Annotated in this window: 20 protein-coding genes, 3 tRNA genes and 1 pseudogene; 10 read left to right on the forward strand and 14 right to left on the reverse strand. The window is 66.7% G+C overall.

Going from position 1 to position 24,750, the window contains the following annotated elements; all coding sequences use genetic code 11:
- The 9 genes from tuf to trpE all read right to left on the reverse strand — a co-directional run.
- Window positions 1-903: elongation factor Tu (gene tuf, locus AABN02_RS20305; RefSeq protein WP_338416732.1), on the reverse strand; the 903-nt coding region annotated here is incomplete at its 3' end.
- A 57-nt stretch (window positions 904-960) separates the two neighbouring features.
- Window positions 961-1,035: transfer RNA gene (locus tag AABN02_RS20310), tRNA-Thr, on the reverse strand.
- 108 nt (window positions 1,036-1,143) lie between these two features.
- Window positions 1,144-1,217, reverse strand: a tRNA-Gly gene (locus AABN02_RS20315).
- Window positions 1,218-1,281: 64 nt separating this feature from the next.
- A tRNA-Tyr gene (locus AABN02_RS20320) sits at window positions 1,282-1,367 on the reverse strand.
- 95 nt (window positions 1,368-1,462) lie between these two features.
- Window positions 1,463-2,191: a uracil-DNA glycosylase gene (locus AABN02_RS20325; RefSeq protein ID WP_338416733.1), complete on the reverse strand. Its 729-nt coding sequence runs from the start codon at window positions 2,189-2,191 to the stop codon at window positions 1,463-1,465.
- Window positions 2,191-3,003: an indole-3-glycerol phosphate synthase TrpC gene (gene trpC, locus AABN02_RS20330; RefSeq protein WP_338416734.1), complete on the reverse strand. Its 813-nt coding sequence runs from the start codon at window positions 3,001-3,003 to the stop codon at window positions 2,191-2,193. Before trpC ends, AABN02_RS20325 begins: the two co-directional genes overlap by 1 nt.
- The gene (trpD, locus tag AABN02_RS20335) at window positions 3,000-4,034 is read right to left on the reverse strand and encodes an anthranilate phosphoribosyltransferase (protein ID WP_338416735.1); all 1,035 of its coding nucleotides are present in this window, start codon (window positions 4,032-4,034) and stop codon (window positions 3,000-3,002) included. The genes trpC and trpD overlap by 4 nt, the downstream gene beginning before the upstream one ends.
- Window positions 4,028-4,597, reverse strand: a complete 570-nt coding sequence (locus AABN02_RS20340; protein WP_338416736.1) for an aminodeoxychorismate/anthranilate synthase component II — start codon at window positions 4,595-4,597, stop codon at window positions 4,028-4,030. The genes trpD and AABN02_RS20340 overlap by 7 nt, the downstream gene beginning before the upstream one ends.
- 11 nt (window positions 4,598-4,608) lie before the next feature.
- Window positions 4,609-6,096, reverse strand: coding sequence for an anthranilate synthase component I (gene trpE / locus AABN02_RS20345; protein WP_338416737.1), 1,488 nt, complete (start codon window positions 6,094-6,096; stop codon window positions 4,609-4,611).
- Between the two features lie 343 nt (window positions 6,097-6,439).
- Between trpE and AABN02_RS20350 the strand changes: the two genes are divergently transcribed.
- Genes AABN02_RS20350 through AABN02_RS20360 form a run of 3 tightly spaced genes read left to right on the forward strand, consistent with a single transcriptional unit; the run spans window position 6,440 to window position 10,120 of the window.
- On the forward strand, window positions 6,440-7,201 hold the full coding sequence (locus AABN02_RS20350) for a TRAP transporter TatT component family protein (protein WP_338416738.1): 762 nt from the start codon (window positions 6,440-6,442) through the stop codon (window positions 7,199-7,201).
- A 28-nt stretch (window positions 7,202-7,229) separates the two neighbouring features.
- Window positions 7,230-8,264: a TRAP transporter substrate-binding protein DctP gene (gene dctP / locus AABN02_RS20355; protein ID WP_338416739.1), complete on the forward strand. Its 1,035-nt coding sequence runs from the start codon at window positions 7,230-7,232 to the stop codon at window positions 8,262-8,264.
- Entirely contained in the window at window positions 8,261-10,120 is a 1,860-nt protein-coding gene (locus tag AABN02_RS20360; protein ID WP_338416740.1) for a TRAP transporter large permease subunit, read from the forward strand. Before dctP ends, AABN02_RS20360 begins: the two co-directional genes overlap by 4 nt.
- Here AABN02_RS20360 and gph read toward each other — a convergent pair.
- Window positions 10,110-10,793 carry a phosphoglycolate phosphatase gene (gene gph, locus AABN02_RS20365; protein WP_338416741.1) on the reverse strand — a complete coding sequence of 228 codons (684 nt, stop codon included), beginning with the start codon at window positions 10,791-10,793 and terminating at the stop codon, window positions 10,110-10,112. The genes AABN02_RS20360 and gph overlap by 11 nt on opposite strands.
- A gap of 180 nt (window positions 10,794-10,973) precedes the next feature.
- On the opposite strand from gph, the gene AABN02_RS20370 reads away from it, so the two are divergent.
- Genes AABN02_RS20370 through AABN02_RS20390 form a run of 5 tightly spaced genes read left to right on the forward strand, consistent with a single transcriptional unit; the run spans window position 10,974 to window position 18,151 of the window.
- A complete protein-coding gene (locus tag AABN02_RS20370) occupies window positions 10,974-13,730 on the forward strand; it encodes an EAL domain-containing protein (RefSeq protein WP_338416742.1) in 2,757 nt (918 codons plus the stop codon).
- A 49-nt stretch (window positions 13,731-13,779) separates the two neighbouring features.
- Window positions 13,780-14,367 (forward strand): HD domain-containing protein, encoded by a 588-nt coding sequence (locus AABN02_RS20375; protein WP_338416743.1) that lies wholly within the window; start codon window positions 13,780-13,782, stop codon window positions 14,365-14,367.
- A 5-nt stretch (window positions 14,368-14,372) separates the two neighbouring features.
- A complete protein-coding gene (locus tag AABN02_RS20380) occupies window positions 14,373-15,131 on the forward strand; it encodes a class II aldolase/adducin family protein (protein ID WP_338416744.1) in 759 nt (252 codons plus the stop codon).
- Between the two features lie 45 nt (window positions 15,132-15,176).
- On the forward strand, window positions 15,177-16,847 hold the full coding sequence (locus AABN02_RS20385) for an FAD-dependent protein (protein ID WP_338416745.1): 1,671 nt from the start codon (window positions 15,177-15,179) through the stop codon (window positions 16,845-16,847).
- Window positions 16,844-18,151, forward strand: coding sequence for a glutamine synthetase family protein (locus AABN02_RS20390; protein WP_338416746.1), 1,308 nt, complete (start codon window positions 16,844-16,846; stop codon window positions 18,149-18,151). Before AABN02_RS20385 ends, AABN02_RS20390 begins: the two co-directional genes overlap by 4 nt.
- Here AABN02_RS20390 and pncB read toward each other — a convergent pair.
- From pncB to AABN02_RS20405, 3 genes are all read right to left on the reverse strand, one after another.
- Complete coding sequence (gene pncB, locus AABN02_RS20395) at window positions 18,135-19,373, reverse strand: nicotinate phosphoribosyltransferase (protein WP_338416747.1); 1,239 nt, start codon at window positions 19,371-19,373, stop codon at window positions 18,135-18,137. The genes AABN02_RS20390 and pncB overlap by 17 nt on opposite strands.
- A 1-nt stretch (window position 19,374) precedes the next feature.
- Window positions 19,375-20,226: a cysteine hydrolase gene (locus AABN02_RS20400; protein ID WP_338416748.1), complete on the reverse strand. Its 852-nt coding sequence runs from the start codon at window positions 20,224-20,226 to the stop codon at window positions 19,375-19,377.
- Between the two features lie 90 nt (window positions 20,227-20,316).
- Window positions 20,317-21,948, reverse strand: a complete 1,632-nt coding sequence (locus AABN02_RS20405) for a hypothetical protein (protein WP_338416749.1) — start codon at window positions 21,946-21,948, stop codon at window positions 20,317-20,319.
- A 442-nt stretch (window positions 21,949-22,390) separates the two neighbouring features.
- Here AABN02_RS20405 and AABN02_RS20410 point away from each other — a divergent pair, with 442 nt between their 5' ends.
- The gene (locus AABN02_RS20410; protein ID WP_338416750.1) at window positions 22,391-23,407 is read left to right on the forward strand and encodes a putative phage abortive infection protein; all 1,017 of its coding nucleotides are present in this window, start codon (window positions 22,391-22,393) and stop codon (window positions 23,405-23,407) included.
- Window positions 23,408-23,652: 245 nt separating this feature from the next.
- Here AABN02_RS20410 and AABN02_RS20415 read toward each other — a convergent pair.
- Window positions 23,653-23,760 (reverse strand): annotated as a pseudogene (locus AABN02_RS20415) (IS110 family transposase); the annotation flags it as partial.
- Between the two features lie 191 nt (window positions 23,761-23,951).
- Here AABN02_RS20415 and AABN02_RS20420 point away from each other — a divergent pair.
- Window positions 23,952-24,275, forward strand: coding sequence for a hypothetical protein (locus AABN02_RS20420; protein WP_338416751.1), 324 nt, complete (start codon window positions 23,952-23,954; stop codon window positions 24,273-24,275).
- Window positions 24,276-24,750: the final 475 nt, after the last annotated feature.

The raw sequence follows: 24,750 nt of genomic DNA on the forward strand, positions 1-24,750 counted from the left end.
GATGCTGCCCGGCTTGCACAGCACTTGGCCGCGCTGCACGTCTTCGCGCTTGGTGCCGCGCAGCAGGATGCCGACGTTGTCGCCCGCTTGACCCTGGTCCAGCAGCTTGCGGAACATTTCCACGCCGGTGCAGGTGGTCAGTTGCGTGTCCTTCAGGCCCACGACTTCGATCGCCTCGCCGACCTTGACGATACCGCGCTCGATACGGCCGGTCACCACGGTGCCGCGACCCGAGATCGAGAACACGTCTTCCACGGGCATCAGGAAGGCACCGTCCACCAGGCGCTTCGGCTCGGGGATGTAGGTGTCCAGCGCATCGGCCAGGGCCATGATGGCTTGCTCGCCCAGCGGGCCGGTGTCGCCTTCGAGGGCCAGCTTGGCCGAGCCCTTGATGATCGGGGTGTCGTCGCCGGGGAAGTCGTACTTGGAGAGCAGCTCGCGCACTTCCATTTCGACCAGTTCCAGCAGCTCTTCGTCGTCCACCATGTCGGCCTTGTTCAGGAAGACGATGATGTAAGGCACGCCCACCTGACGCGACAGCAGGATGTGCTCGCGGGTCTGGGGCATCGGGCCGTCAGCGGCCGAGCACACCAGGATCGCGCCGTCCATCTGGGCGGCGCCGGTGATCATGTTCTTGACGTAGTCGGCGTGACCCGGGCAGTCGACGTGTGCGTAGTGGCGGTTCGCCGTCTCGTACTCGACGTGTGCGGTGTTGATGGTGATGCCGCGGGCCTTTTCTTCCGGTGCCGCGTCGATCTGGTCATACGCCTTGGCGGTGCCGCCAAACTTCTTCGACAGCACGGTCGTGATCGCTGCGGTCAGCGTCGTCTTGCCGTGGTCCACGTGACCGATGGTGCCGACGTTGACGTGCGGCTTGCTACGGACAAACTTTTCCTTTGACATGATCTCGCGCTCCCGAGGGCGTTCACTACAACGGATTGGACAGACGATGCATAAAAGTGGTGCCCATGACGCGGATCGAACGCGTGACCTCTCCCTTACCAAGGGAGTGCTCTACCACTGAGCCACATGGGCATCGACACGGGTCTGCATGCATCAAATCAAACACACAGACCGGTATCGACACAGTCAACACCACAACAGATTCAGGCTTCCAACCTGACAACACTACACAGCAGACACTGGAGCGGGAAACGGGAATCGAACCCGTGTCATTAGCTTGGAAGGCTAAGGTTCTACCATTAAACTACTCCCGCCCGATCAAGCCCACAGACTTTATTGCTTTGCAGCAAACCACTCTGTCGCTTCCATGCTGTTCGCTGGTGGAGGAGGCTGGATTCGAACCAGCGTACGCTTTCGCGGGCAGATTTACAGTCTGCTGCCTTTAACCACTCGGCCACCCCTCCTGGGCGAGCCATAGACTTTAACAAAGCTATTTTTTTGCCGCAAGCACTTTCTGCGGTTTTTTCTTTGGTGCCTGTTGAACGGGTCGGTTCCGGCCTCAATCCGACCCGTCCAGCCGCCAGTCGATCGGTGCACTGCCTTGGGCGGCCAGCCAGGCATTCGCCGCGCTGAACGGCCGGCTGCCGACAAACGGCACCGGCGGGCGTCGTGCCGCCAGCGGCGACGGGTGGTTCGACACGAGGATCCGGTTCGCCCCCCCGGCCTGTTCGATGCGCGGCCCCTTGGCCTGCGCATGGGCGCCCCACAGCAGGAACACCTTCGGATGCGGCTGCGCGGCGACCCGGTCGATCAGCGCATCGGTCAGCGCCTCCCAGCCCAGTTTGGCGTGGCTGGCCGGCTGGTCGCGCTCGACGGTGAGGCTGGTGTTGAGCAGCAGCACGCCCTGCCCCGCCCACGCCCGCAGGCTCCCCGACACCGGCACCGCCAGCCCCAGGTCCGCCGCCAGCTCCTGCCGGATGTTGCGCAGGCTCGGCGGGATCTTCACCCCGTCGGCCACCGAGAACGCCAGCCCTTCGGCCTCGCCCGGCCCGTGGTACGGATCCTGGCCCAGCACCACCACCCGCACCTGCTGCGGTGTCAGCGTTTCCAGCGCCCTCAGCGGCCGATCCGGGTAGACCTCGGCCCCCCCCGCCACCCGTGCATCGATGGTCCGGCACAGCGCCGCACCCCGCGGACTGGCCACAAACGCCGCGACCAGATCGTCCCAGCCCGGCGCCACGTCGGCCAGTGCCTCGGCCAGCGGGCGCGTCAAGCGGTTGTCGACCATCAGCGGAACAGCGCCGCCAGCGCCACACCCGGATCCGCGGCGCGCATGAACGCCTCGCCGACCAGGAAGGCGTGCACCTCCGCGGCCCGCATCCGCGCCACGTCCTGTGGCCCGAGGATGCCCGACTCGGTCACGAGCAGCCGGTCCGCCGGCACCGCGTCCAGCAGGCCCAGCGTGGTGTCCAGCGTCACGTCGAAGCTGCGCAGGTCGCGGTTGTTGATGCCGACCAGCGGCGTCTTCAGCCGCAACGCCCGCTGCAGTTCCTCGCCGTCGTGGACCTCGACCAGCACGCTCATCCGGTGCGCCAGCGCCACCGCCTCCAGATCGGCCATCTGCGCGTCATCGAGACACGCCGCGATCAGCAGGATGCAGTCCGCACCCATCGCCCGCGCCTCGTGGACCTGGTACTCGTCGACCATGAAGTCCTTGCGCAGCACTGGCAGCGCACACGCCGCCCGCGCCTCCAGCAGGTAGTCGACTGCGCCCTGGAAGTACTGCACGTCCGTCAGCACGCTCAGGCAGGCCGCGCCGTGGCGCTCGTAGGTCTGCGCGATCTCGGCGGGGCGGAAGTCAGGCCGGATCACACCCTTGCTCGGGCTGGCCTTCTTGATCTCGGCAATCACGGCGGGCTGCGCCGCGGCGATCTTCGTGCGCAGTGCGGCCTCGAAATCGCGCACGTCGGTGCGGCTCTCCGCCTCCTCGCGCAGCGAAGACAGCGAGCGCCGCGCGCGGGCCGCGGCCACCTCCTCGTGCTTGGTGACGACGATGCGGGCGAGGATGTCGGGGACACCGGGGGGAAGGGGTCGGCTCATGCTGCGGCGAGTTCCTGGGTGCGGGTGACGAATTGCTGGAGGCGCGCGGCGGCCTGGCCATTGGCCAGCACCTCGCGGGCCAGCGCGATGCCCTCGGCCATGGTCGGGGCCACGTTGGCGGCGTAGAGCGCCACACCGGCATTCAGCATCACGATGTCGCGGGCCGGGCCGGGCGCGTTGTCCAGCACCGCCTGCAGCAGCGCGCGCGACTCCGCGGGCGTCTCCACCTTCAGCGAGCGGTTGCTGGCCATCGTCAGGCCGAAGTCCTCGGGATGGACCTCGTACTCGCGGATCTCGCCATCGCGCAGTTCGCCCACCAGCGTGCCCGCGCCCAGCGAGACCTCGTCCATGCCATCCCGGCCATAAACGACCAGCGCGTGCTCGGCGCCCAGGCGCTGCAGCGCGCGCACCTGGATGCCCACCAGATCCGGGTGGAACACGCCCATCAGGATGTTCGGCGCTTCGGCCGGGTTCGTCAGCGGGCCGAGGATGTTGAAGATGGTCCGCACGCCGAGTTCACGCCGGACCGGGCCGACGTTCTTCATCGCCGGGTGGTGGTTCGGCGCGAACATGAAACCGATGCCGGTGTCGGCGATGCACTGCGCGACCGCCTGCGGCGACAGCGTCATCGGCACGCCCAGCGCTTCGAGCACGTCGGCGCTGCCGGACTTGCTGGAGACGCCACGGTTGCCGTGCTTGCTGACCCGCGCGCCCGCGGCGGCGGCGACGAACATCGAGCAGGTCGAGATGTTGAAGGTGTGCGAGCCGTCGCCGCCGGTGCCGACGATGTCCACGAGGTGCGTGCGGTCGGTGACGTTGACCTTGACCGCGAACTCGCGCATCACCTGCGCAGCGGCGGTGATCTCGCCGATGGTTTCCTTCTTGACGCGCAGGCCGACCAGCAGCGCCGACATCATCACGGGCGACATCTCGCCGCCCATGATGCGGCGCATCAGCGTCAGCATCTCGTCATGGAAGATCTCGCGGTGCTCGATGACGCGGTTCAGGGCTTCGTGGTCGGTGATCAGCATGTGGACTCCAGGAAGTTCTTCAGCATGGCGTGGCCGTGCTCGCTGAGGATGGATTCGGGGTGGAACTGGACGCCCTCGATCGCCAGCGTGCGGTGGCGCACGCCCATGATCTCGCCGTCCGCGCTGGTGGCGGTGACGACCAGCGCCTCGGGCAGCGTGGCGCGCTCGATGGCCAGCGAGTGGTAGCGCACGATGTCGAACTGCTTCGGCAGCCCGGCGAAGACGCCCTGCTGGTCGGTCGTGATGGTGTCGAGCTTGCCGTGCATCTGCACCTGCGCCCGCACGATGTTGCCGCCGAGGGCTGCGCCGATGCTCTGGTGGCCCAGGCACACGCCGAGGATGGGCAGCTTGCCGGCGAAGTGGCGGATCGCCTCGATGCAGATGCCAGCCTCCGCGGGCGAGCACGGCCCCGGCGACAGGACCAGGCGATCCGGCTTCATCGCCTCGATCTCGGCGATGGTGATTTCGTCATTGCGGTGGACCCGCACGTCCTCGCCCAGTTCGGCGAAGTACTGGACGAGGTTGAACGTGAAGGAGTCGTAGTTGTCGATCATCAATAGCATGTCGTTCTCCTTCAGAAGCCTTCTTCAACCAGTTCGGCCGCGCGGATCACCGCGCGCATCTTCACCTCGGTCTCCTTCCACTCCATCTCGGGCACCGAGTCGGCGACGATGCCGGCCCCCGCCTGCACATAGAGCGTCTGGTCCTTGACCACCCCCGTGCGGATCGCGATCGCCACGTCCATGTCCCCCGCGAAGCTCAGGTAGCCGCAGGCGCCGCCGTAGATGCCGCGCTCGCTGATTTCGAGCTGGTCGATGATCTCCATCGCGTGGATCTTGGGCGCACCCGACAGCGTGCCGGCGGGGAAGCTTGCGCGCAGCACGTCCAGGCTGCTCATGCCGTCCTTCAGCACGCCCTCGACGTTGCTGACGATGTGCATGACGTGCGAGTAACGCTCGATGCCAAACGCTTCGGTGACCTTGACGGTGCCGGTCTTGGCGATGCGGCCAATGTCGTTGCGCGCCAGGTCGATCAGCATCAGGTGCTCGGCGCGCTCCTTCGGGTCGGCGAGCAGGTCGACCTCGTGCTGCGCGTCCTGGTCGGGCGTGGCGCCGCGTGGCTTGGTGCCGGCGATCGGGCGGATGGTGACGATCTTCTCGGCCTTGCCATCCACCGTGCGCGCTTCCTGGCGGACCAGGATCTCGGGCGACGAGCCGACAATCTGGAAGCCGCCCATGTCGTAGTAGTACATGTACGGCGACGGGTTGAGCGACCGCAGCGCGCGGTAGAGCGACAGCGGGTTCTCGGTGTAGCGCTTCTTCAGGCGCTGGCCGATGACGATCTGCATGCAGTCGCCGGCCGCGATGAACTCCTTGGCCTTGAGCACGGCGGCCTCGAAGTCGGCCTTGGCGTATTCGCGCTCGACGGGGTGCGACTGGCCGCGCTTGACCTGCGGCGCGGTGACGCTGTAGCGGAGCTGGTCGCCGAGCTGGGTCAGGCGCTTCTGGGCGGTGAAGTAGGCCTCGGGCTGACGCGGGTCGGCGTAGACGATCAGGTAGAGGCGGCCAGACAGGTTGTCGATCACCGCCAGTTCCTCGGTCTGCAGGAGCTGGATCTCGGGTGTTCCAATGCCGCCGGGCAGGCGGGTGTCGGCGAGCTTCTTCTCGATGTAGCGCACCGTGTCGTAGCCGAAGTAGCCGGCCAGCCCGCCGCAGAAGCGCGGCAAGCCCGGCCGCAGCGCGACCTTGAAGCGCTGCTGGTAGGCCTCGATGAAATCGAGCGGGTTGCCCTCGTGGCGCTCGACCACTTTGCCGTCGGTGACGACCTCGGTGACGCCGAGCGAGCAGCGCAGGAAGGTGCGCGCCGGCAAGCCGATGAAGGAATAGCGCCCGAAGCGCTCGCCGCCGACGACGGACTCCAGCAGGAAGCTGTAGGGCTTGCCCCCAGCGAGCTTCAGGTAGAGCGACAGCGGCGTCTCCAGGTCGGCAAACGCCTCGCTGACGAGCGGGATGCGGTTGTAGCCCTGTTCGGCCAGGCTCTTGAATTCGAGTTCGGTGATCACGGTGTGCGCTCCAGACGGCCCACCGGCATGCTCGCGTGTTGTCGTGACGACTTCAGGGACTCGCGTGCGTGCCGCGGGCCTGGTTGATCTTGATCGGGGGACTCGGCGCGGTGCGGGAGGACACGCGCGGCGACAGACATCAGCAGATCGGGTCAGGCGTCGGCTTCAGCGACGCCAGGGCCAAGCTCCCCGGTCTTGCGACCCGGCGGCGTGGCCGATGCTGTGTGTGCGCGAGATGAACATGATGCGGCGCAGTGTAGCAGCGACCCCACGCACCGCGTCAAGCCCGGCGCCGGCCATGCAACGTCACGCCGACGTCACAGGCCCGCCCTAGATTGACGCCATGTTCGCGATCCGAAGCCGCTTGGTCGGCCTGTGCATGGCCGTGCTGCTCGGCTGGCTGCTGGGGGGATGTTCGACGCTGGGATCGCCGGCGCTGGCCGAATCCGTCGCCAGCGGCTACACCCAATACGCCTACGCCTTCGTGTCCTTCGAGGCCGACCGGCTGGAGGCCCGCGACGCCCGCGCGGCCCAGACCCTGCGCGAGCGGGCGGTACGGCTGTACGCCCGCGCCCGGCACCAGGCGCTCGCCGCGCTGGAGGCCGACCAGCCCGGTTTCATGGCGGCGCTGTCCCAGCCCGACCCCGCACGCTGGCCGTCCCTGCGACCGGACCAGGTGGGGCTGGCGTACTGGGGCGCGGCGGCCTGGGCGGGGCAGATCTCGCTGTCCAAGGATGACCCGGAGACCGTCGCCGACCTGCCGCTGAGCATCCGGCTGGCCGAGCGCGCCTATGCCACGGCGCAGGACCACGGCAACGGTGCGCTGGCCAGCCTGATGGGCACGCTGGAGGCGGCCCGCCCCGGGGGCTCGCCCGCACGCGCCCTGGCGTATTTCGACCAGGCTATCCAGCTCGGCCAGGGTCGCCAGGCCGGCGCGCTGCTCGCCAAGGCGGAAGGCTGGGCGCAGCCGGCGGGTGACAAGGCAGCCTTCGCGGTCCTGCTGGAGGAGGCGCTGGCGGTCAGCACCCGCCACCCCTCGCTGGCCAACGACGTCGCGCGCCAGCGGGCGCAGTGGCTGCTCGCCCAGATCGACGACCTGTTCTGACCCGCACTGACCCCACCGACTGCCCACGATGACCCTGGATTCGAGACTGCGCCGCCACTGCCTGCTGACGCCCCTGGCGCTGGCGGGCCTGTTCTCCACGCCGGCGCTGCATGCGGCTCCCCGTTCGCTGCGGCTGGGCACAGTGGCCCCCAAGAATTCGCTCTACCACCGCCAACTGGTCGAGCTGGCCGAGCTGTGGCGCACCGGCCAGGGCGACGGCGCCAAGGCTCTGGTCTACGCCGACGGCAGCCAAGGGGGCGAGGCCGAGATGGCGCGCCGCATGCGCATCGGGCAGTTGCAGGGCGCGCTGCTGAGCGTGGTCGGGCTGCGCGAGATCGAACCCTCGATCGCCGCGCTGCAGAACCTGCCGCTGCTGTTCCGCGACTGGGCCGAGGTCGACTACGTGCGCGAAAAGATGCGCCCGGCGATGGAAAAGCGCTTCCTCGACAAAGGCTTCGTCGTGCTGGCCTGGGGCGATGCGGGCTGGGTGCGCTTCTTCTCGCGGGAGGCGGCAGTCCGCCCGGACGACTACAAGCGCATGAAGTTCTTCGCCTGGGGCGCCGAGCCGGAGCAGCAGGCCATCATGAAGAGCCTGGGCTACACGCCGGTGCCGCTGGAGACCAGCGACATCCTGCCCGCGATCCAGACCGGCATGATCGACGTCGTGCCCTCGACGCCCTACTTCGCGCTGGCCAGCCAGGTCTACGCCACCGCCAGCCACATGCTGGAGATCAACTGGGCGCCCATCGTCGGCGCGCTGGTGTTCACGACCAAGGCCTGGGACGACATGGCGCCCGCCCAGCAGGCCGCGATGCGCGCTGCGGGCGAGAAGGCCGGCGCCGCGCTGCGCACGCAGGCGCGCCAGGAAGTGGTGGATGCCGCCGCCGCGATGGCCAAGCGCGGCTTGACCATCCACCGTCCCAACGCCGAGCAGATGAAGGAGTGGCAGGCGCTGGCGGACAAGCTCTACCCGCGCATCCGCGGCACCATGGTGCCGGCCGACACCTTCGACGAGGTGATGGCCCACCTCAAGGCCTACCGCGCCAACCCGACCCGCCCGTGAGCACGGCACCGACCCTCGCCGTGCCAGCAGACACGGTCACTCCGCGCACGCGCTGGCCGATCGACAGCGTGGTCGCCAGCGGCGCGCTGGTGCTGATGCTGCTGATCCCGCTGGTCGAGATGGCGGCGCGGCCGCTGCTGGGCAATGGCATCGCCAATGCGCCCGTGCTGGTGCAGCACCTGGGGCTGGTGCTGGCCATGTTCGGCGCCGTGGCGGCCGAGCGCACCGGCCACCTCACCACCCTGGCCGGCAACGCCCCCACCACCGGCTGGCGCGGCGGACTCGCCGCCGCCAGCGCGGCGCTGCTGTGCGGCGTGCTGGCCCATGCCAGTGCGCAGCTGGTGTGGAGCGAGCGCTCCGCCGGCCATGGGCTCGCCTACGGCATCCCGGTCTGGGCGTTCCAGGCGGTGCTGCCGGTCGGCTTCGCCTGGCTGGGCGTGCGCCTCGGTCGGCGGGCCGGCGCGGCGGGTGGACACCGGGCGCTGGCCCTCGCCGCAGCGGTGGTGCTGCCACTGGCGGGTGCGGCCATGGCCGTCGGGCTGGACGGCGACCTGCCGCTGCCCCTGCCGCTGGTGATCGCGTGGCTGGTGCTGGCGCTGCTGGGTGGGGCGCCGATCTTCACGGTGCTGGGCGGACTGGCGCTGGCGCTGTTCGCCCACGAGGGACAGCCGCTGGCCTCGGTGCCGCTGTCGCACTACCAGATCACCGTCAACCCCTCGCTGCCGGCGCTGCCGCTGTTCACGCTGGCCGGGCTGATCCTGGCGCGCACGGGCGCGGCCGGGCGGCTGGGGCAGGTGTTCGTCGCGCTGTTCGGGCCGGGGGTGCGGGGCACCGTGGTCGCCGCGGCGGTGCTGTGCTCGGGCTTCACAGCCGTCACGGGCGGCAGCGGCGTCACCATCCTGGCGCTGGGCGGCCTGCTGCTGCCGCTGCTGCGCCAGACCGGCTACCCGGAGCGCAAAGGCATCGGGCTGGTCACCAGCGCCAGCGCGCTGGGCGTGCTGCTGGCGCCGTCGGTGCCGCTGATCCTGTACGCCATCATCGCCCGCGTGCCCATCAACACCATGTTCCTCGCGGGCGTGGTGCCGGCGGTGGTGATGGTGGTGTGCCTGCTGGTATTCGGCGGTTTCCTGCGCGCAGGTTCAGGAAAACCCGGCACGACCGACACACCGCCGCCCGACGCCGGCCCGCGCCCCGCGCTGGGTGCGGCGCTGTGGCAGGCGCGGTGGGAGCTGCTCGCGCCGGTGGTGGCCATCGGTTCGCTGGTCAGCGGCCTGGCCACGCCGACCGAGAGCGCGGCCCTGACCGCCGCCTACGCGCTGCTGACCCAGTCCCTCGCCCACCGCGAACTCACGGTGCGCGGCCTGGGCGAGGCGCTGGCCCTGAGCGTGCAGGTCATCGGCGGGGTGATGCTGATCCTGGGCATGGCGCTCGGGCTGACCAACTACCTGATCGACGCGGGCATCCCCGACGCCGCCACCGAGTGGGTGCAGCAGGTCATCCCCAACCGCTACCTGTTCCTGCTCGCCCTCAGCGTGTTCCTGCTGCTGGCCGGGGCGCTGATGGAGATCTTCGCGGCGCTGGTGGTGCTGGTGCCGCTGCTGCTGCCGGTGGCGCAGTCGTATGGCATCGACCCGGTGCATTTCGGCGTGATCTTCCTGGCCGCGATGGAAATGGGCTTCCTGTGCCCGCCGGCCGGCATGAACCTCTACTTCGCGTCGGCCATGTTCAAGCGACCGATGCACGAGGTGGCGCGCGCCGTGGTGCCCGCCGTGCTGGCGATCCTGCTGGGGACGCTGCTGCTGTCGTGGGTGCCGGCGCTGGCGCTCGCCCTGCCGCAGTGGTGGGCTAGCCGCTGACCACGCCGAACAGCTGGGGAAGCTGGAGCAGTTGATCCAGGCGGTCCACATGCGCCAGCGCCGGCACCGCCCGGATCGGCTCGCCGTGGTTGTAGCCGTAGGTGACCAGCACGACCGGACAGCCCGCGGCCCGCGCCGCCTGCGCGTCGTTGCTGGAGTCGCCGACCATCAGCGTCTGGGCCGGCGTGGTGCCCAGCGCCTTGCAGGTTTCCAGCAGCGGCAGCGGGTCCGGCTTCTTGCGCGCGAAGCTGTCGCCGCCGAACACCACCTCGAAGAACCCGTCCAGCCCCTTGCTCGCCAGCAGCGGTCGGGCAAACGCCACCGGCTTGTTGGTCAGGCAGGCCAGCCGCAGCCCCGCGTCGCGCAGCTGCTGCAGGCCCTCGACCACGCCGGGGTAGACCGCCGCATGCTGGCCGTTGAGCGCGAGGTAATGGCGCTGGTAGGCGGCCCACGCGGTGTCGTACAGCGCGGCGTCGCCGCCGACATGGGCCAGCGTCGTGCGGATCAGGTGCTCGCTGCCCTTGCCGACGGTGTGTTCGACGAAGGCGCGGTCGACAACCGGCAAGCCGAGTTCGGTGAGCGTCAGGCGCAGCACGGCGACAAAGTCACCGAGGGTGTCGACCATGGTGCCGTCGAGATCGACGATGGCGGCTTGCAATGAAAGAGAGGGCATCGGTGGGCTCGGGGGCGATTGCAGCGGAAACCCGCCATTGTCGGCGCACGATTGCATGCATTTCTACCAGTTCACTGCAGATTCGACGCCCCTCGATCCCGGTAGCCTGCCCGTCTGCGCAAGATAGGCGCCGCACGCGAACCAGCCAGGGGGCATGGGACCAACCACCGTCGAACGAGCATGCACAGCAACCGCCCGAAGGCCACCTCCGACACCAGCGCGATCGTCCGCCTCTATGGTGCCTTTCTGGTCGTCGCCATCACCGTCGGGGCGCTGGTGACGGCGGTGACGCTGCGCAACAAGGAAATCGAGGACTGGCGCCACCACCTGGACAGCATGTCCTACATGCTCACCGAGCACACGTCCCAGACCGTGTTCTCGGCCTTCGTGGTGCTGGATGCGATCACCGACCGGGTGCGGCAGATGGGCGTGCAGGACGAGGCGGAGTTCCGGCAGAAGCTGTCCACGGTCGAGATGCACCAGCTGCTGCGCGAGAAGATCCAGGGCATGGCGCAGCTGGACGTGGCCTCGCTGATCGCGGCCAATGGTGACAACATCAACTTCAGCCGCGCCTACCCGGTGCCGCGGATGAATCTGGCCGAGCGCGATTATTTCAAGGCCCACCGCGACCAGCCCAAGCTCGGCGACTACATCAGCACGGCCGTGCGCAACAAGGGCAACGGCAAGTGGACCTTCTACGTCAGCCGCCGGCTGGACGACGCGCAGGGCCGCTTTCTGGGCCTCGTGCTGGTGGGCCTGTCGGTCGATGCCTTCACCGGCGTCTACGGACGGCTGATCGAGACGCTGGGCGACGGCGCCTCCATCTCGCTCTACCGCGGTGACCTGACCATGCTGGCGCGGGCGCCGCACCAGGACGATCTGATCGGCCGCGTCAACCACTCGGGCACCATCCACCGCGTCATCGCCGAGCGGGGAGAACAGGATGCCGTGGTCCTGGCCGACACTCCGCGCTTCTCGGACGGCATCGGCAACCTGCGCCTGACCGCCGTGCGCAAGGCGACCCGCTACCCGCTGGTGGTCTCGCTGGTCGTGCCGAGCACCATCTTTCTGGCCGGCTGGAAGCGTTCGGTCGTCCTGATCGCCGGCATGAGCCTGCTCAGCATCGCCTTCGTCATCGCAGGCATCGGTGCCCTCAGCCGCACCTCGCGCCGCCGCGCGCAGAGCGAACACGAGCTGCGCGAGAGCGAGGCCAAGTTCCATACCATGGTGGACGGAGCGACCGACTGGGAGTACTGGATCCGGCCTGACGGCCAAGTCCACTACATGACGCCGTCGGTGCTGCAGTTCACCGGCTACCGCGCCGAAGAATTCGAGCGGCAACTGGGCCTGATCGCCACACGCATCCATCCTGACGACCGGGATCTGTGGCGCCAGCAAGGCCAGGAAGCCGCCGCACGCGAAGCCACACCCGTGCCCGCCGGACAGCCGCTGGACCTGCGCATCGTCCACCGCAACGGCAGCCAGCGCTGGGTCAGCCACGTCAACCGTCCGGTGCACGGTTCCGACGGTCGCTACCTGGGCCAGCGGGTCTCGATGCGCGACATCACCGAGCGCAAGGCCTCGGAAAACGAGATCCTTCAACTCGCCTACTACGACGCGCTGACGGGCCTGCCCAACCGCCGCATGTTCCTCGACCGACTGGGCCACGCCCTGGCCACCACCGAGCGCAACCAGACGCACAGCGCCCTGATGCTGCTGGACCTGGACCACTTCAAGAAGCTCAACGACACCCAGGGCCATGACGTCGGCGACCGCCTGCTGGTCGAGGTGGCCCAGCGGCTCGCCCTGGCCGTGCGGGAGGTCGACACCGTGGCCCGCCTGGGTGGCGACGAGTTCGCGCTGATGCTCGACGGCCTCGACCCCGACGAGCCGACCGCCGCCCACCAGGCGGAGCAGGTCGCCGAGAAGATCCACGCCCTCCTCAACCAGCCCTATGCCCTGAACGAGGCCATCGACGACCACCGCAGCAGCCCCAGCATCGGCATGACGCTGCTGTGCGGCCGGGGCACGCCGCTCGACGTGCTGATGAAGCAGGCCGACGTGGCGCTCTACCAGGCCAAGGACGCCGGCCGCAACGCCATCCGCTTCTTCAACCCGGCGATGCAGGCCGCGATCGACGCCCGCATCGCCATGGAAAACGCCCTGCGCCAGGCCCTCGTCCTCGGGCAGTTCCAGCTCTACTACCAGCCCCAGGTCGACGCCACGGGCTGGCGCACCGGCGCCGAGGCGCTGATCCGCTGGAGCGATCCGGTGCGCGGCATGGTGCCGCCGGACCGCTTCATCCCGCTGGCCGAGGAAACCGGCCTGATCGTCGAGATCGGCCAGTGGGTGCTCGACACGGCCTGCGCGCAGCTCGCGCAGTGGGCGACGGATCCGGCGTTGCGGGACCTGCAGATCTCGGTCAACGTCAGCGCGCGCCAGTTCCACCAGTCCGACTTCGTCGAACGCGTGCGGCGCAGCCTGGCCGCCAGCGGCGCCAACCCGGAGCGGCTGATGCTGGAGCTGACCGAGAGCATCGTCATCGACCGCGTCGAGGAGGTGATCGACCGGATGGAGCAGCTGAGCGTGGTCGGCGTGAAGTTCTCGCTCGACGATTTCGGCACCGGCTACTCCTCGCTGTCCTGCCTGAAGCGGCTGCCGCTGGACGAGGTCAAGATCGACCGTTCCTTTGTCCGCGACCTCGTCGACGACAGCAACGACGCCGCCATCGTGCAGGCCATCCTCGCGATGAGCCACTCGCTCGGCCTGCGGGTCGTGGCCGAAGGGGTCGAGACGCTGGCGCAGCGCGACTTCCTGCTGAACCGCGGCTGCGAGACCTTCCAGGGCTACCTGTTCGGCAAGCCCGCTCCGATCGCGCAGTGGGCGGCCTCCGGACATTCCCGCAGTGTCGCGCGGGTGTCGCCGCTGGAGGCGTGACCGGTCGGATAGTGCGGGTCTTGCACGCGCCCCGCGCGAAGGAGACCCCATGTGCAGCGCCCGCGCCACCTTCACCCGCATGGAAGACAGCACCGCCACCGACTGGCAGTGCATCGGAGGCGAATACCAGCGATTCGCCCGCACCCTGCCCGACCGGCTGATCGCCCACCTGCGACTCCTGGAGGGTGACTACGGCGGCTTTCCCGTCGACCGCTGGACCCACTGCCTGCAGACTGCCACCCGCGCGCTGCGCGATGGCCGCGACGAGGAGTACACCGTCTGCGCGCTGCTGCACGACATCGGCGACACCCTCGGCAGCTACAACCACGCGGACGTCGGCGCCGCCATCCTGCAGCCCTTCGTCAGCGAGGCCAACCACTGGATGGTGCAGCACCACGCCATCTTCCAGGGCTACCACTTCTTCCACCACATCGGCCTGGACCGGAACCTGCGCGACCGCTTCCGCGACCACCCACACGCCGCCCACACCGCCGAGTTCGTCGCCCTCTACGACAACCCCGCCTTCGACGCGGATGCCGAAACCCTGCCGATCAGCGCCTTCGAGCCCCTGCTGCGGCGCGTGTTCGCGCAACCGAAGCGATCCCTTTACAAGGCTGCGCTCGCGCAGACGGAGTGAACACCATGCTGCACATCCCCTCCCTGCAGGACCAGGTCAGCCCTGAAGAATGGCAACTGCGCTGTGACCTCGCAGCGGCCTACCGGCTGGTGGCGCTCTACGGCTGGAGCGACCTCGTCTTCACCCACATCAGCGCCCGCCTGCCCGGCCCGGACCACCACTTCCTGATCAACCCCTACGGCCTGATGTTCGAGGAGATCACGGCCTCGTCGCTGATCCGCATCGACCAGGCGGGCAACAAGCTGCAGGACAGTCCGTTCCCGGTCAACCCGGCCGGCTTCACGATCCACAGCGCCATCCACGCCGCGCGCGAGGACGCCCAGTGCGTGCTGCACACCCACACGCGGGCAGGCGTGGCCGTGGCGGCGCAGCAATGCGGCGTGCTGCCGATCTCGCAGCAGAGCACCTTCGTGCTGGCCTCGCTGGCCTACCACGACTATGAAGGTGTGGCCTTCCGCCCGGACGAGCAGCCACGCCTGCAGGCCGACCTGGGCACCGCCAAATTCCTGTGCCTGCGCAACCACGGGCTGCTGACGGTCGGCCGCTCGATCGCCGACGCCTTCCTCGCGATGTACATCTTCGAGAGCGCCTGCCAGATCCAGATCTCAGCGCAGGCCGGGGGCGATCTGATCCAGGTGCATCCGGCGATCGTCGAAGGCACAGCGCACGCGATGAAGGTGCAGACCGGCAGTCTGGGCGGGGCCTTCGTGTGGCCGGCGCTGATCCGCAAGCTGGAGCGGACGGATCCTGGCTACCGGACATGACTTGACGTGGATGAAGAGGACGCGCAGCCCGGCGACAATCCCGCCATGCTGCGCATCACCGAACTCCGCCTGCCCCTGACCCACGCCGAGGACGCCCTGCGTCCGGCCATCCTCGCCCGCCTGGGTCTCGACGACGACGCCGACCTCGTCGCCTTCACCGTCTTCAAGCGCGCCTACGACGCCCGCAAGAAGACGGCCATCGTGCTGATCTACACCATCGACTGCACCTTGCGGGACGGCGTCGAAGCCGCCCTGCTGGCGCAGTTCGAGGGCGATCCGCATGTGCGCCTCTCGCCGGACACCGGCTACCGCTTCGTCGGCCACGCGCCCGCCGACTTCGCCACCAGCGGCGAGCGGCTGCGGCCGCTGGTGATCGGCTTCGGGCCGTGCGGGATCTTCGCGGCGCTGATCCTGGCGCAGATGGGGCTCAAGCCGATCGTGCTGGAGCGCGGCAAGGAAGTCCGCCAGCGCACCAAGGACACCTGGGGCCTGTGGCGCCAGCGCGCGCTGAACCCGGAATCGAACGTGCAGTTCGGCGAGGGCGGCGCGGGCACCTTCTCCGACGGCAAACTCTGGAGCCAGATCAGCGACCCGCGCCACCTCACGCGCAAGGTGCTGACCGAGTTCGTCAAGTCCGGTGCACCCGAGGAAATCCTCTACGTCAGCAAGCCGCACATCGGCACCTTCCGGCTCGTCGGCATGGTCGAGAAGATCCGCGCCGAGATCATCGCGCTGGGCGGCGAGGTGCGCTTCGAGCAGCGGGTGAGCGACGTGCGGATCGAGGACGGCCACATCCGCGGCGTGACGCTGGCCTCGGGCGAGGAGATCCGCGCCGACCACGTCGTGCTTGCCCTCGGCCACAGCGCGCGCGACACCTTCACGATGCTGCACGAACGCGGCGTCTACATGGAGGCCAAGCCGTTCTCGATCGGCTACCGCATCGAGCACCCGCAGAGCATCATCGACCGCGCCCGCTTCGGCCCGAACGCCGGGAATCCGATCCTGGGTGCGGCCGACTACAAGCTGGTCCACCACGCTGGAAACGGCCGCGCGGTCTACAGCTTCTGCATGTGCCCGGGCGGCACGGTGGTGGCGGCCACGTCGGAACCGAACCGTGTCGTCACCAATGGCATGAGCCAGTATTCGCGCAACGAGCGCAACGCCAACGCGGGCATCGTCGTCGGCATCTCGCCCGAGGACTACCGCCGCGACCCGGGCGGCACCGGGCCGGTGAACCCGCTGGACGGCATGGCGTTCCAGCGGCTGTGGGAATCGCGCGCCTTCGAACTCGGCGAAGGCGGTTACCAGGCGCCGGGCCAGCTCGTCGGCGACTTCATCAAGCGCCAGCGCAGCCGCGTGCTGGGCAACGTGATGCCGTCGTACAAGCCAGGCGTGCTGATGACCGACCTGGCGCAGAAGGACCAGGGCTCGCTGCCCGTCTACGCGCTCGACGCGATCCGCGAAGCGCTGCCGGCATTCGAGAAGCAGATCAAGGGGTTCTCGATGGCGGACGCCGTGTTGACCGGCGTGGAGACGCGCACCTCGTCGCCGCTGCGCATCACGCGGGGGCGGGACTACCAGAGCCTGAACGTGCGCGGCCTGTTCCCCGCAGGCGAAGGCGCGGGCTACGCGGGCGGGATCATGTCGGCGGGCGTGGACGGCATCGAGGTGGCCGAGGCGCTGGGCGCCGACATCCTGGGCGTGGCGCGACCATGAGCGGGCTGCCCGCCGCGGTCCGCACGGTCGAGTGCGCGGTGGCCGATTTCTCGTCGATCGCCCGCGGCAAGATCGTCGGGCGCGCCGATTTCGACGCGATGCGCGGCTGCAAGCTGCCGTCGGTCGTGTTCGGCGTGACGCTGACGGGCGGTGAGCCGGAGACCGTGTTCGGCCCGCTGCTGCCCGCCGCCTATGGCGATCTGCACCTGGAGCCGGACCTGTCCACCGCCGTGCCCGTGCCCGGCCGTGAGGACCGCGTGAGCGTGGTCTGCGAGCCGACCGGGTTGCTGCCGGACGCGCGCCGCTTCTCGCCTCGCGCCGCGCTGCGCCGGGTGCTGCAGCGGCTGGCGGACGCGGGGCTGCGCGCCACGGTGGCGCCGGAGCTGGAGTTCTTCCTCGTCGAGCGCACCGCCGAGGGCGGGCTGCGTCCGGCGGCCGTGCCGGGGCGCTCGGGCGCACGCGAGCACGCGCTGGAGATCGCCTCGCTGGAGCGGACCGCGCAGTTCGCGCCCTACTTCGATGCGCTGTTCGACGCCTGCGCGGTGCAGCGCCTGCCAGTCACGGGCCACGCGCACGAGTCAGCCGCCGGCCAGTACGAGGTCAACTTCGCGCCCGGCGAGCCGCTGGCGATGGCGGATGCGGTGTGGCGCTTCAAGCGGCTGGCGCGCGAGACGGCGGTGCGGCAAGGGTTTCTGGCGACCTTCCTCGCCAAGCCCTTCCTCGATCAGCCCGGCACCGGGATGCACTGGCATTTCAGCCTGCAGGACACCACCAGCGGCCGCAACATCTTCAGCCAGCCCGATGGCCAGGCCTCGCCGCGGCTGGCGCACTTCATCGCCGGACTGCAGCGCGACGCCGCGGGCGCGCTGGCGCTGTTCGCCCCCTACGACCACACCTTCGACCGCATGAACTGCGGCGACGCCTCGCCGACCACCGCCGACTGGGGTGGCGACGACCGCAGCGTGGCCTTCCGGCTGCCACCAGCCAGCCCGGCGAACCGGCGGGTCGAGAACCGCCTGCCCGGCGGCGACGCCAACCCCTACCTGACGGTGGCCGCCACGCTCGGCCTCGGCCTGCTGGGCATGGAACGCGCCGACGAGCCGCTGCCTGAAGCGCCCGCCCTGCCCCGCTCGCTCGGCGCGGCGCTGGACGCGCTGGGGGACAGCATGGCGCTGCGCGAGGTGCTCGGCGATGCGCTGGTCGATCTCTATGTCGCGCTCAAGCGGCATGAAAGCGCCGAGCGCAACGCCGTGGCCGATCCGCGCCAGGGCTGGGACTTCGTGCACCTCACCGAGCAGGCGTAGACGCCGGCACGGACGCAGCGGGCACGACCCCGAACACCTGCCGCAGATACGCCAGAAACGTCTCGTCCTCGCACATCGTCTTGCCCGGGCTGTCGCTGAGCTTGGCCACCGGCTGGCCGTTGGCGCGCACCAGCTTCATGACGATGTTGAGCGGCTTCAGCCCCACGTCGTTGCTGAGCTGCGTGCCGATGCCGAAACCGAGCTGCACGCGGTCGGCGAAGTGGCGGTAGAGGGCCAGCGCCTTCTCCACCGTCAACCCGTCCGAGAAGACCAGCCGGCGCGTGTGCGGGTCGATCTTCAGCTTCGCGTAGTGCGCCAGCGCCTTCTCGCCCCAGACGAACGGGTCGCCCGAGTCATGGCGCAGGCCGTCGAAGAGCTTGGCGAAGTAGAGGTCGAAGTCGGCCAGGAAGGCGTCCATGCCGATCACGTCGGTCAGCGCGGTGCCGAGGTCGCCGCGGTACTCCTGCACCCAGTCCTCCAGCGCCGCTTTCTGGAAGTCGCGCAGCCGCACGCCGAGCGCCTGGTAGGTCTGCAGGTACTCGTGCGCCATCGTGCCGATGGGGGTCAGGCCGAGGGTGCGGGCGAGGTGGACGTTGGACGTGCCCTTCATGACGCCGGGCAGTGCGCGCTGCAGCGTGGCGGTGGCCTCGCGCTGCCACGCACCCGAGAAGCGCCGGCGCACGCCGAACTCGAACAGCTCGAAGGGGTGGTGGCGCGCCGGCTCCTCGGCCAGTGCGCGGATCTGGTCGATCTTCAGCGCGAGGCGACGGCGGCCTTCGGCGTGCGCGGCAGCGGCATCAAAGCGGCGGAAATACAGTTCGTTGACCAGCGCCAGCACCGGGATCTCGAAGCCCATCACATGCACCTGCGGTCCGCGCGCCTCGATGTGCAGCGTGTCGCCCTCGGCCCAGGCGTGGACGAAGGCGCGCTGGAACTGGAACAGCCGCAGGAAGTCGACAAAGTCGGACTTGATGTAGCGCAGCCCGCCGAGGTAGGCCAGTTCGTCCTCGGTGAAGCGCAGCGTGCAGAGGTGGTCGAGCGCGGCGTTGACCTCGGGCAGCAACTCCGCCAGCGGGAAGACGGCATCGCTCGGGTTGCGGCAGACGAAGCGGTACTCGGCCTGCGTCGCCGGGTGGCGGTGCAGCAGGGTCTGCCACATCGTGAACTTGTAGAGGTCGGTTTCCAGCAGGCTGGTGATGACCGGGGTGTTGGCGTTGTCCATCTCAGGCTTTCGTTTCGGTCATCGCGCTGATCTCGGCCAGCACCTCGGCGCAGGTCGCCAGCCGCAGGCCGCGCTGGCGCATGTCGTCGAAGAACGCGGCCTGCTGCGCCTCGAAACCGCCGACCGGGCTGATCGCGTCGGTCAGCAGCGTGAGGCGCGACAGGCGCGCGGGTGACGGGTCGGGCAGGTGGGCCACGAGGTGCTCGACCGTGGCGCGCACGCAGTGGCTGCCCGCCTCGCCGGCGATGAGCAACCGGCCGGGTGTGTCGAGCCGAGCGATCAGCGCGCGGTTCAAACCGGTCTCCGGATCGGCCGGGTCGGGCACCTCGGCCTGCAGCGCGCTGTAGTGCTCGGTCCACGGGTTCAGGCCCTTGAAGACGACGTGGCTGGCGCGCTGGCGGCGGAGTTCCCAGTCGGCACAGGCCTCGCGCACCGCATCGTGGAGCTGGTGGCCCCAGGTGCCGACTTCGCAGTGGACCGGCCAGACCATCAGCGTGTAGCGGCCCTGGGCTTCCAGCGCGTCGAGGTAGGCGAGCGTGCGGGGCAGCGCGGCGGGGTCGCGGGGCTGGAACTGGCCGGCGCGGACCTGGGCCGCGGTGATCGGCGTGAACGGTGACACCTCGGCGCCCGGCACCCCGGCCCACCAGAAGCCGGGATGCGCGACGTCGTAGCGGTGGTGGCTGTCGAGCGTCAGGGTGATGGCGTCGAGCGCATTGCCGGCAGCGCGCACCAGGGCGGCCACGCGGTGCAGGTCGGCGTCGGCGCCCTGCACGGGCAAGGCGGGGCGAGCGGGCGGCGGCAGGTCGCAGAAGTCGTTCTGCGCGTCGATCAGGAGCAGGTGGAACGCGGTCATGGTGCGCCTCGGGGCAACAGGGTGGGGACACGATACGGCACCTGGTGCACCGATCGTCGGCTCCCTATTGCCCCTGGCACTGCGCGAGACTCAAACGCAGCCGATCGCCGCCTTCGCCGCCTCGATCAGCAGCGCGCCGGCCTGCGGCAGCAACTGGCCGTTGTGCACCAGCGCCTGCACGTGGTGCGAGAACCCCTGCAGCGGCCCGCGGGCATGGTCGCTGGCGCGGGGCATCCGCAGCATCAGCCGCGCCGCCTGCAGTTGGGCCCACAAGGTCTGCGTGGGCCGCGGACCGAGCATCCCGGCCGTCTGCAGCGCCCCGACCTGCGCGATCAGTGCCTCCACGCGCTCAGTCGCCGTGAACACGGGCGCGCTGCCCGAGTGCGTCACCGGCCCGCCCCAGGCCCAGGCCTGCGCACCGATGCCCAGACAGGTCTGCGGCGCCTCGGTGCGGGCAACGGTGCCGGAGTAGTAGTCGTGTGTGAAGCCGGCGCTGTTGCTGTAGATCGAGTTCGGGATCGGCTGGGCCTCGGTCTCGTCCTGCCAGACGTAGTACTGCCCGGTCTTGCAGTTGACGTACTGCGACCCGGTGGCGTGGTTGGTCACGGTCGGCTGCGGGCTCTGCTGCAGCGCCTCGAAGTAGGACAGGATCGAGTGCCCCCACTCGTGCTTGTAGACGTTGCGGTGGCCGTTCACGCCCGCGTACTCGACGCTCATCGTCGTGTAGGTCTGACTCACGCCACGCGCCTGCGTCAACCCGGCGCCGCCCCCGATCCACAGCGACTCGCCCGTGGCCACGTCCTTCACCCGCGGATCCCACACCACGATCACCGAATCGAAGGCCGGGTCCAGCTCCGACAGCACATCCCCCTGCGCCGGCCACCAGCCCTCGCCGACCGGCGACAGCGTCTTCATCGGCTGGCGGGCGTGGCGGACGGTCAGCGTGGGCAGCATGTTGCCGCTGGTCAGGGCCGGGATGTCGCGCTCGACGAACAGCTTCGCCTGCTCGGCGGTCTTGGCCAGTTCGGCGGGCGAGGACGTGCCCTGCACATGGCGCTGGGTGCCGTTCGGGCCGGGGATGACGGCGTCCGTCTGCGGATAGACCAGCAGCAGGATCTTCCAGCGCGGATGCGGCGCATCCGCCACCCGCGGCACCAGCGTCAGGTCATCGTACCAGGCCGTGCCGGTGGCCAGTCCGCCCCAGAAACCGAGCCGCGCCGAGACCAGCAGCGGGCTGGTGTCGGTGATGAAGCTCATGCCGACCGGGTGCCACGGCGTCGTGCCCAGGGTTGGGGCGGGCTGGTCCCAGCGGCCGAGCACCGAGATGGTGGCGCCCGGACTGCTGGGCTGGTCGGGGCGCTGGAGGTTGTCGGACTTGATCCAGCCGCCGAGGAACAGCGGCGTGTTGACCGGGACCGCCGCGCTCTGCAGCCAGAGGCTGTCTTCCGGGCGCGTGGCGTCGATGCGCACGCTGCGCCGGCCGCTGTGGGCGACATCGGTGTCCCAGCTGCCCAGCGCGCCGCTGTAGGCGGACTGGAAGGTCCAGCCGGGAGGGCTGCCACCCGGCGAGGCACGGCCGCTCTCGAAACCGGGGTTGGCGAGCAGGTTCGCCGGGGCGCGACACAGCGGCGCCGCGAGGGCCGCGCCCGCCAAGCCCAGCGCCAGGAGCGCCGTGGAGATCCGCCGCAGGGCGGGAACGGGGTGGGTGTTCGGTGTGCGCATGAGGGGCTCCTGTGCGACGGGGGTTACAGCTCCCCGTCAAAAACCATCTTGCGCAGGCGGATCTGCAGGGGGCTTGACCTGAAACAACTTGTTTCGGTAACCGGGCGCAACAACCGAGACGGTTCAGCGGAGCTTCAGCGTCGGCGCGCGAGGTCGCTGGCAGGGTGAAAAGTATGCGGGGATCAAATCTCGTCCGGTTCGAGGTGGAATCAGGTTGAGCGTGAATTTATTCACGCGCGAAATCGAAATGAAAAACTATGCTTCCGTGGCTTTGAGTCGGCTTTACGGGAGTAAATCTATGCAATACAGAGAAAAATTTCAGATCTGGTGCGGACTTGTGCTATTGCGGATGCAGGCTGATATGCAGCAGCATGGTTGTTGCGCCAGCAAGGCGTGACGTACATATTAATTCATACGCATAGGATAAACATTGGATTATATTATGAATAAGATATACTCATGGATAGTAAAATATGTTTACAATGTAGATAATAGTATTTATGAAAATTTTGAATCTATAGTTGGGGAGTCGGATGATAACACGACAAAGAATCTGTATAAGATTTTCAGATTTGCACTCATTGTCTCACTAATAGTATTTAGTGTAAATTTATTACTGAGAGCCAGCTTTCTTCCTTCAAGCAAATGGGCACTAGGTGAATTCGGCGATTTTTTTGGCGGAGTTTTAAATCCTATACTTACCTTTTTAATGTTTATTGGCTTGATTATCACCATAATTGTTCAAAAAACAGAACTAGCGTTAACTAGAAAAGAATTTAGCCGAACTGCAACCTCGCTTCACGAGCAAAGCGAGTCTTCAAAAAGGCAAGTGTTTGAAACTACATTCTTTAACCTTCTTAAGCTACATGCTGATACCCTAGAGTCATTAAAGTTTAATGACAAATTATTGTGTAGCATCATTAATGCCCATCAAGAAGACTCATCTGGTAGAGCCGTATTTTCATCAATATTATCTTGGATGGGTAATGACAGCGGAAATATACATTTGTCACACGAAAGATATAAATCTTTCCAAGATTTCGAAAACCATATTGTAGGGCACTATTTTCGAGGGCTTTATCAAATCTTAAAATTTATAAATTACTCCACCCTATCAAAAGAGGAAAAGGAGAATTACTCCAGAATTTTAAGGGCTCAATTATCGGCAGATGAGTTAGCGTTACTGTATTTCAATTGTTTATGCTCCAGTGTTGACACGGGACAATTTAAATGTCTATTAATTGAATTCAAAATGTTGGAGCACTTAAATCTTGGGAAGGAAAACTTCTGGGAGCACTTTACACTCTCTGGGCGTGTAATATACACAACAAAGGAGGATTTGTTGAAATATATCGAGTTTAATGATGACGGCACGGTAAAACGTTCAGCATTTGGCTCGAACTCCGTCGCAATTTCACACTTATATACGCACAACATGTCAATACAGCAAGCCGGTTAATCGGCTGCTGATTGAAGCTACAAGGGCATCCCCGCGAAGTCCAAAAAACCTCTTCGTGCGGATTCCCATGAAACCCATCTGAGTAAATTAAAATATCCGACCAACGCGCGCAAAACCAACGGCTGACAGGGAAAACAAGGTGCGGACTGCAAAACCACAACCGGTCTTTAATGCGGCTTCTGGTGCCGCTGACCCTGATGAAAGACGTGCTTGGGGGCTCCATTCGCTAGCGACTCCAGCAACTAATCGCGCCGCACGCTCGGGCGTACCAGACACGCCCGACCGGTAGCATTGAAACCGTGCAGGGCAAATACGTTCTTGGCGAGATCGAAGCCGAGAATTACAGTGGTCACGGACATCTCATTGCGTCAGTTGGATCGCGTTTGAGATTGAGCAACCCCATCGTCGATCCGGCTCGCCTTCAGCGCATGAGGAAAAACCTCGGGTGGCTGGCAGGGGGCTTGGGGATGTCCCTTTCATTAGTTAAGCGCTCACACATTGATCGCGACCACTTCCAGACATGCAGGTTTTAAGGAGAGCCAGAATGGCGAAATATTTGTACGAAGTTCATTTTGTTCGCGGCCGAAGCAACCCGGAGCACGACGTATTTTTGCGCAATGTCTTGGAGCTGAACGCAAAGACCTCCGACTACGGTGGCATCAACAATTTATGCGTGGTAAGCCACCACAAGGATAGAGATACTGTCTTCGAACTCTGCGCTGATGGTCTTAAGAAGAGCAAGAATGACTTATCAGTCATCGAAATCACGAAGACGACGTTGAATTCTCCGAACGGCACGCATCGACTCTTCCGTGACCTCATTGAGACCTACTTTTTGCCGAACGCAAACTATCCAAATGTTAAATAATTGAACTGAGACGCGCGTCTTCCCCAGCTTTGGTCTGCCATTCAAGCTACCACTTTGCGGAATCAAGCGCCTAACATTTCCTCCCAGCGGAATGCCTACGGCAGCCGCTGAAGTCAGGCGTCAGACATCTCGAAAAGCCACCTTGAAGCCCATCTACAGATCTCAAGGATCAACAATCTCAGAGCGAGCGCTTGCGCAGCTTTGCGAGAAGACATTTCTAAGCCTCTGGAGTTACCCAAATCTCTTCAAGGGCGAAGGGAAAGAACTCTGCGATCTGCTAGTCATCTTCGGCACCGACGTAATAGTTTTCTCGGACAAGGATATTAAATTCAATAGTAAGCAGTCTCAATCAAGTTTGATTGTTGTTTAAAATTTATACGATTGCCTGTAGAATTTTGGAATCAAATCAATGATATGAGACCATGCTCAAGAGCCGTGACTTCTCGCTTTCCCCAGAAGACCTAGAAAAGCTCCG

The sequence above is a fragment of the uncultured Sphaerotilus sp. genome (assembly GCF_963924895.1).
In the GTDB taxonomy this organism is placed as follows: domain Bacteria; phylum Pseudomonadota; class Gammaproteobacteria; order Burkholderiales; family Burkholderiaceae_C; genus Sphaerotilus.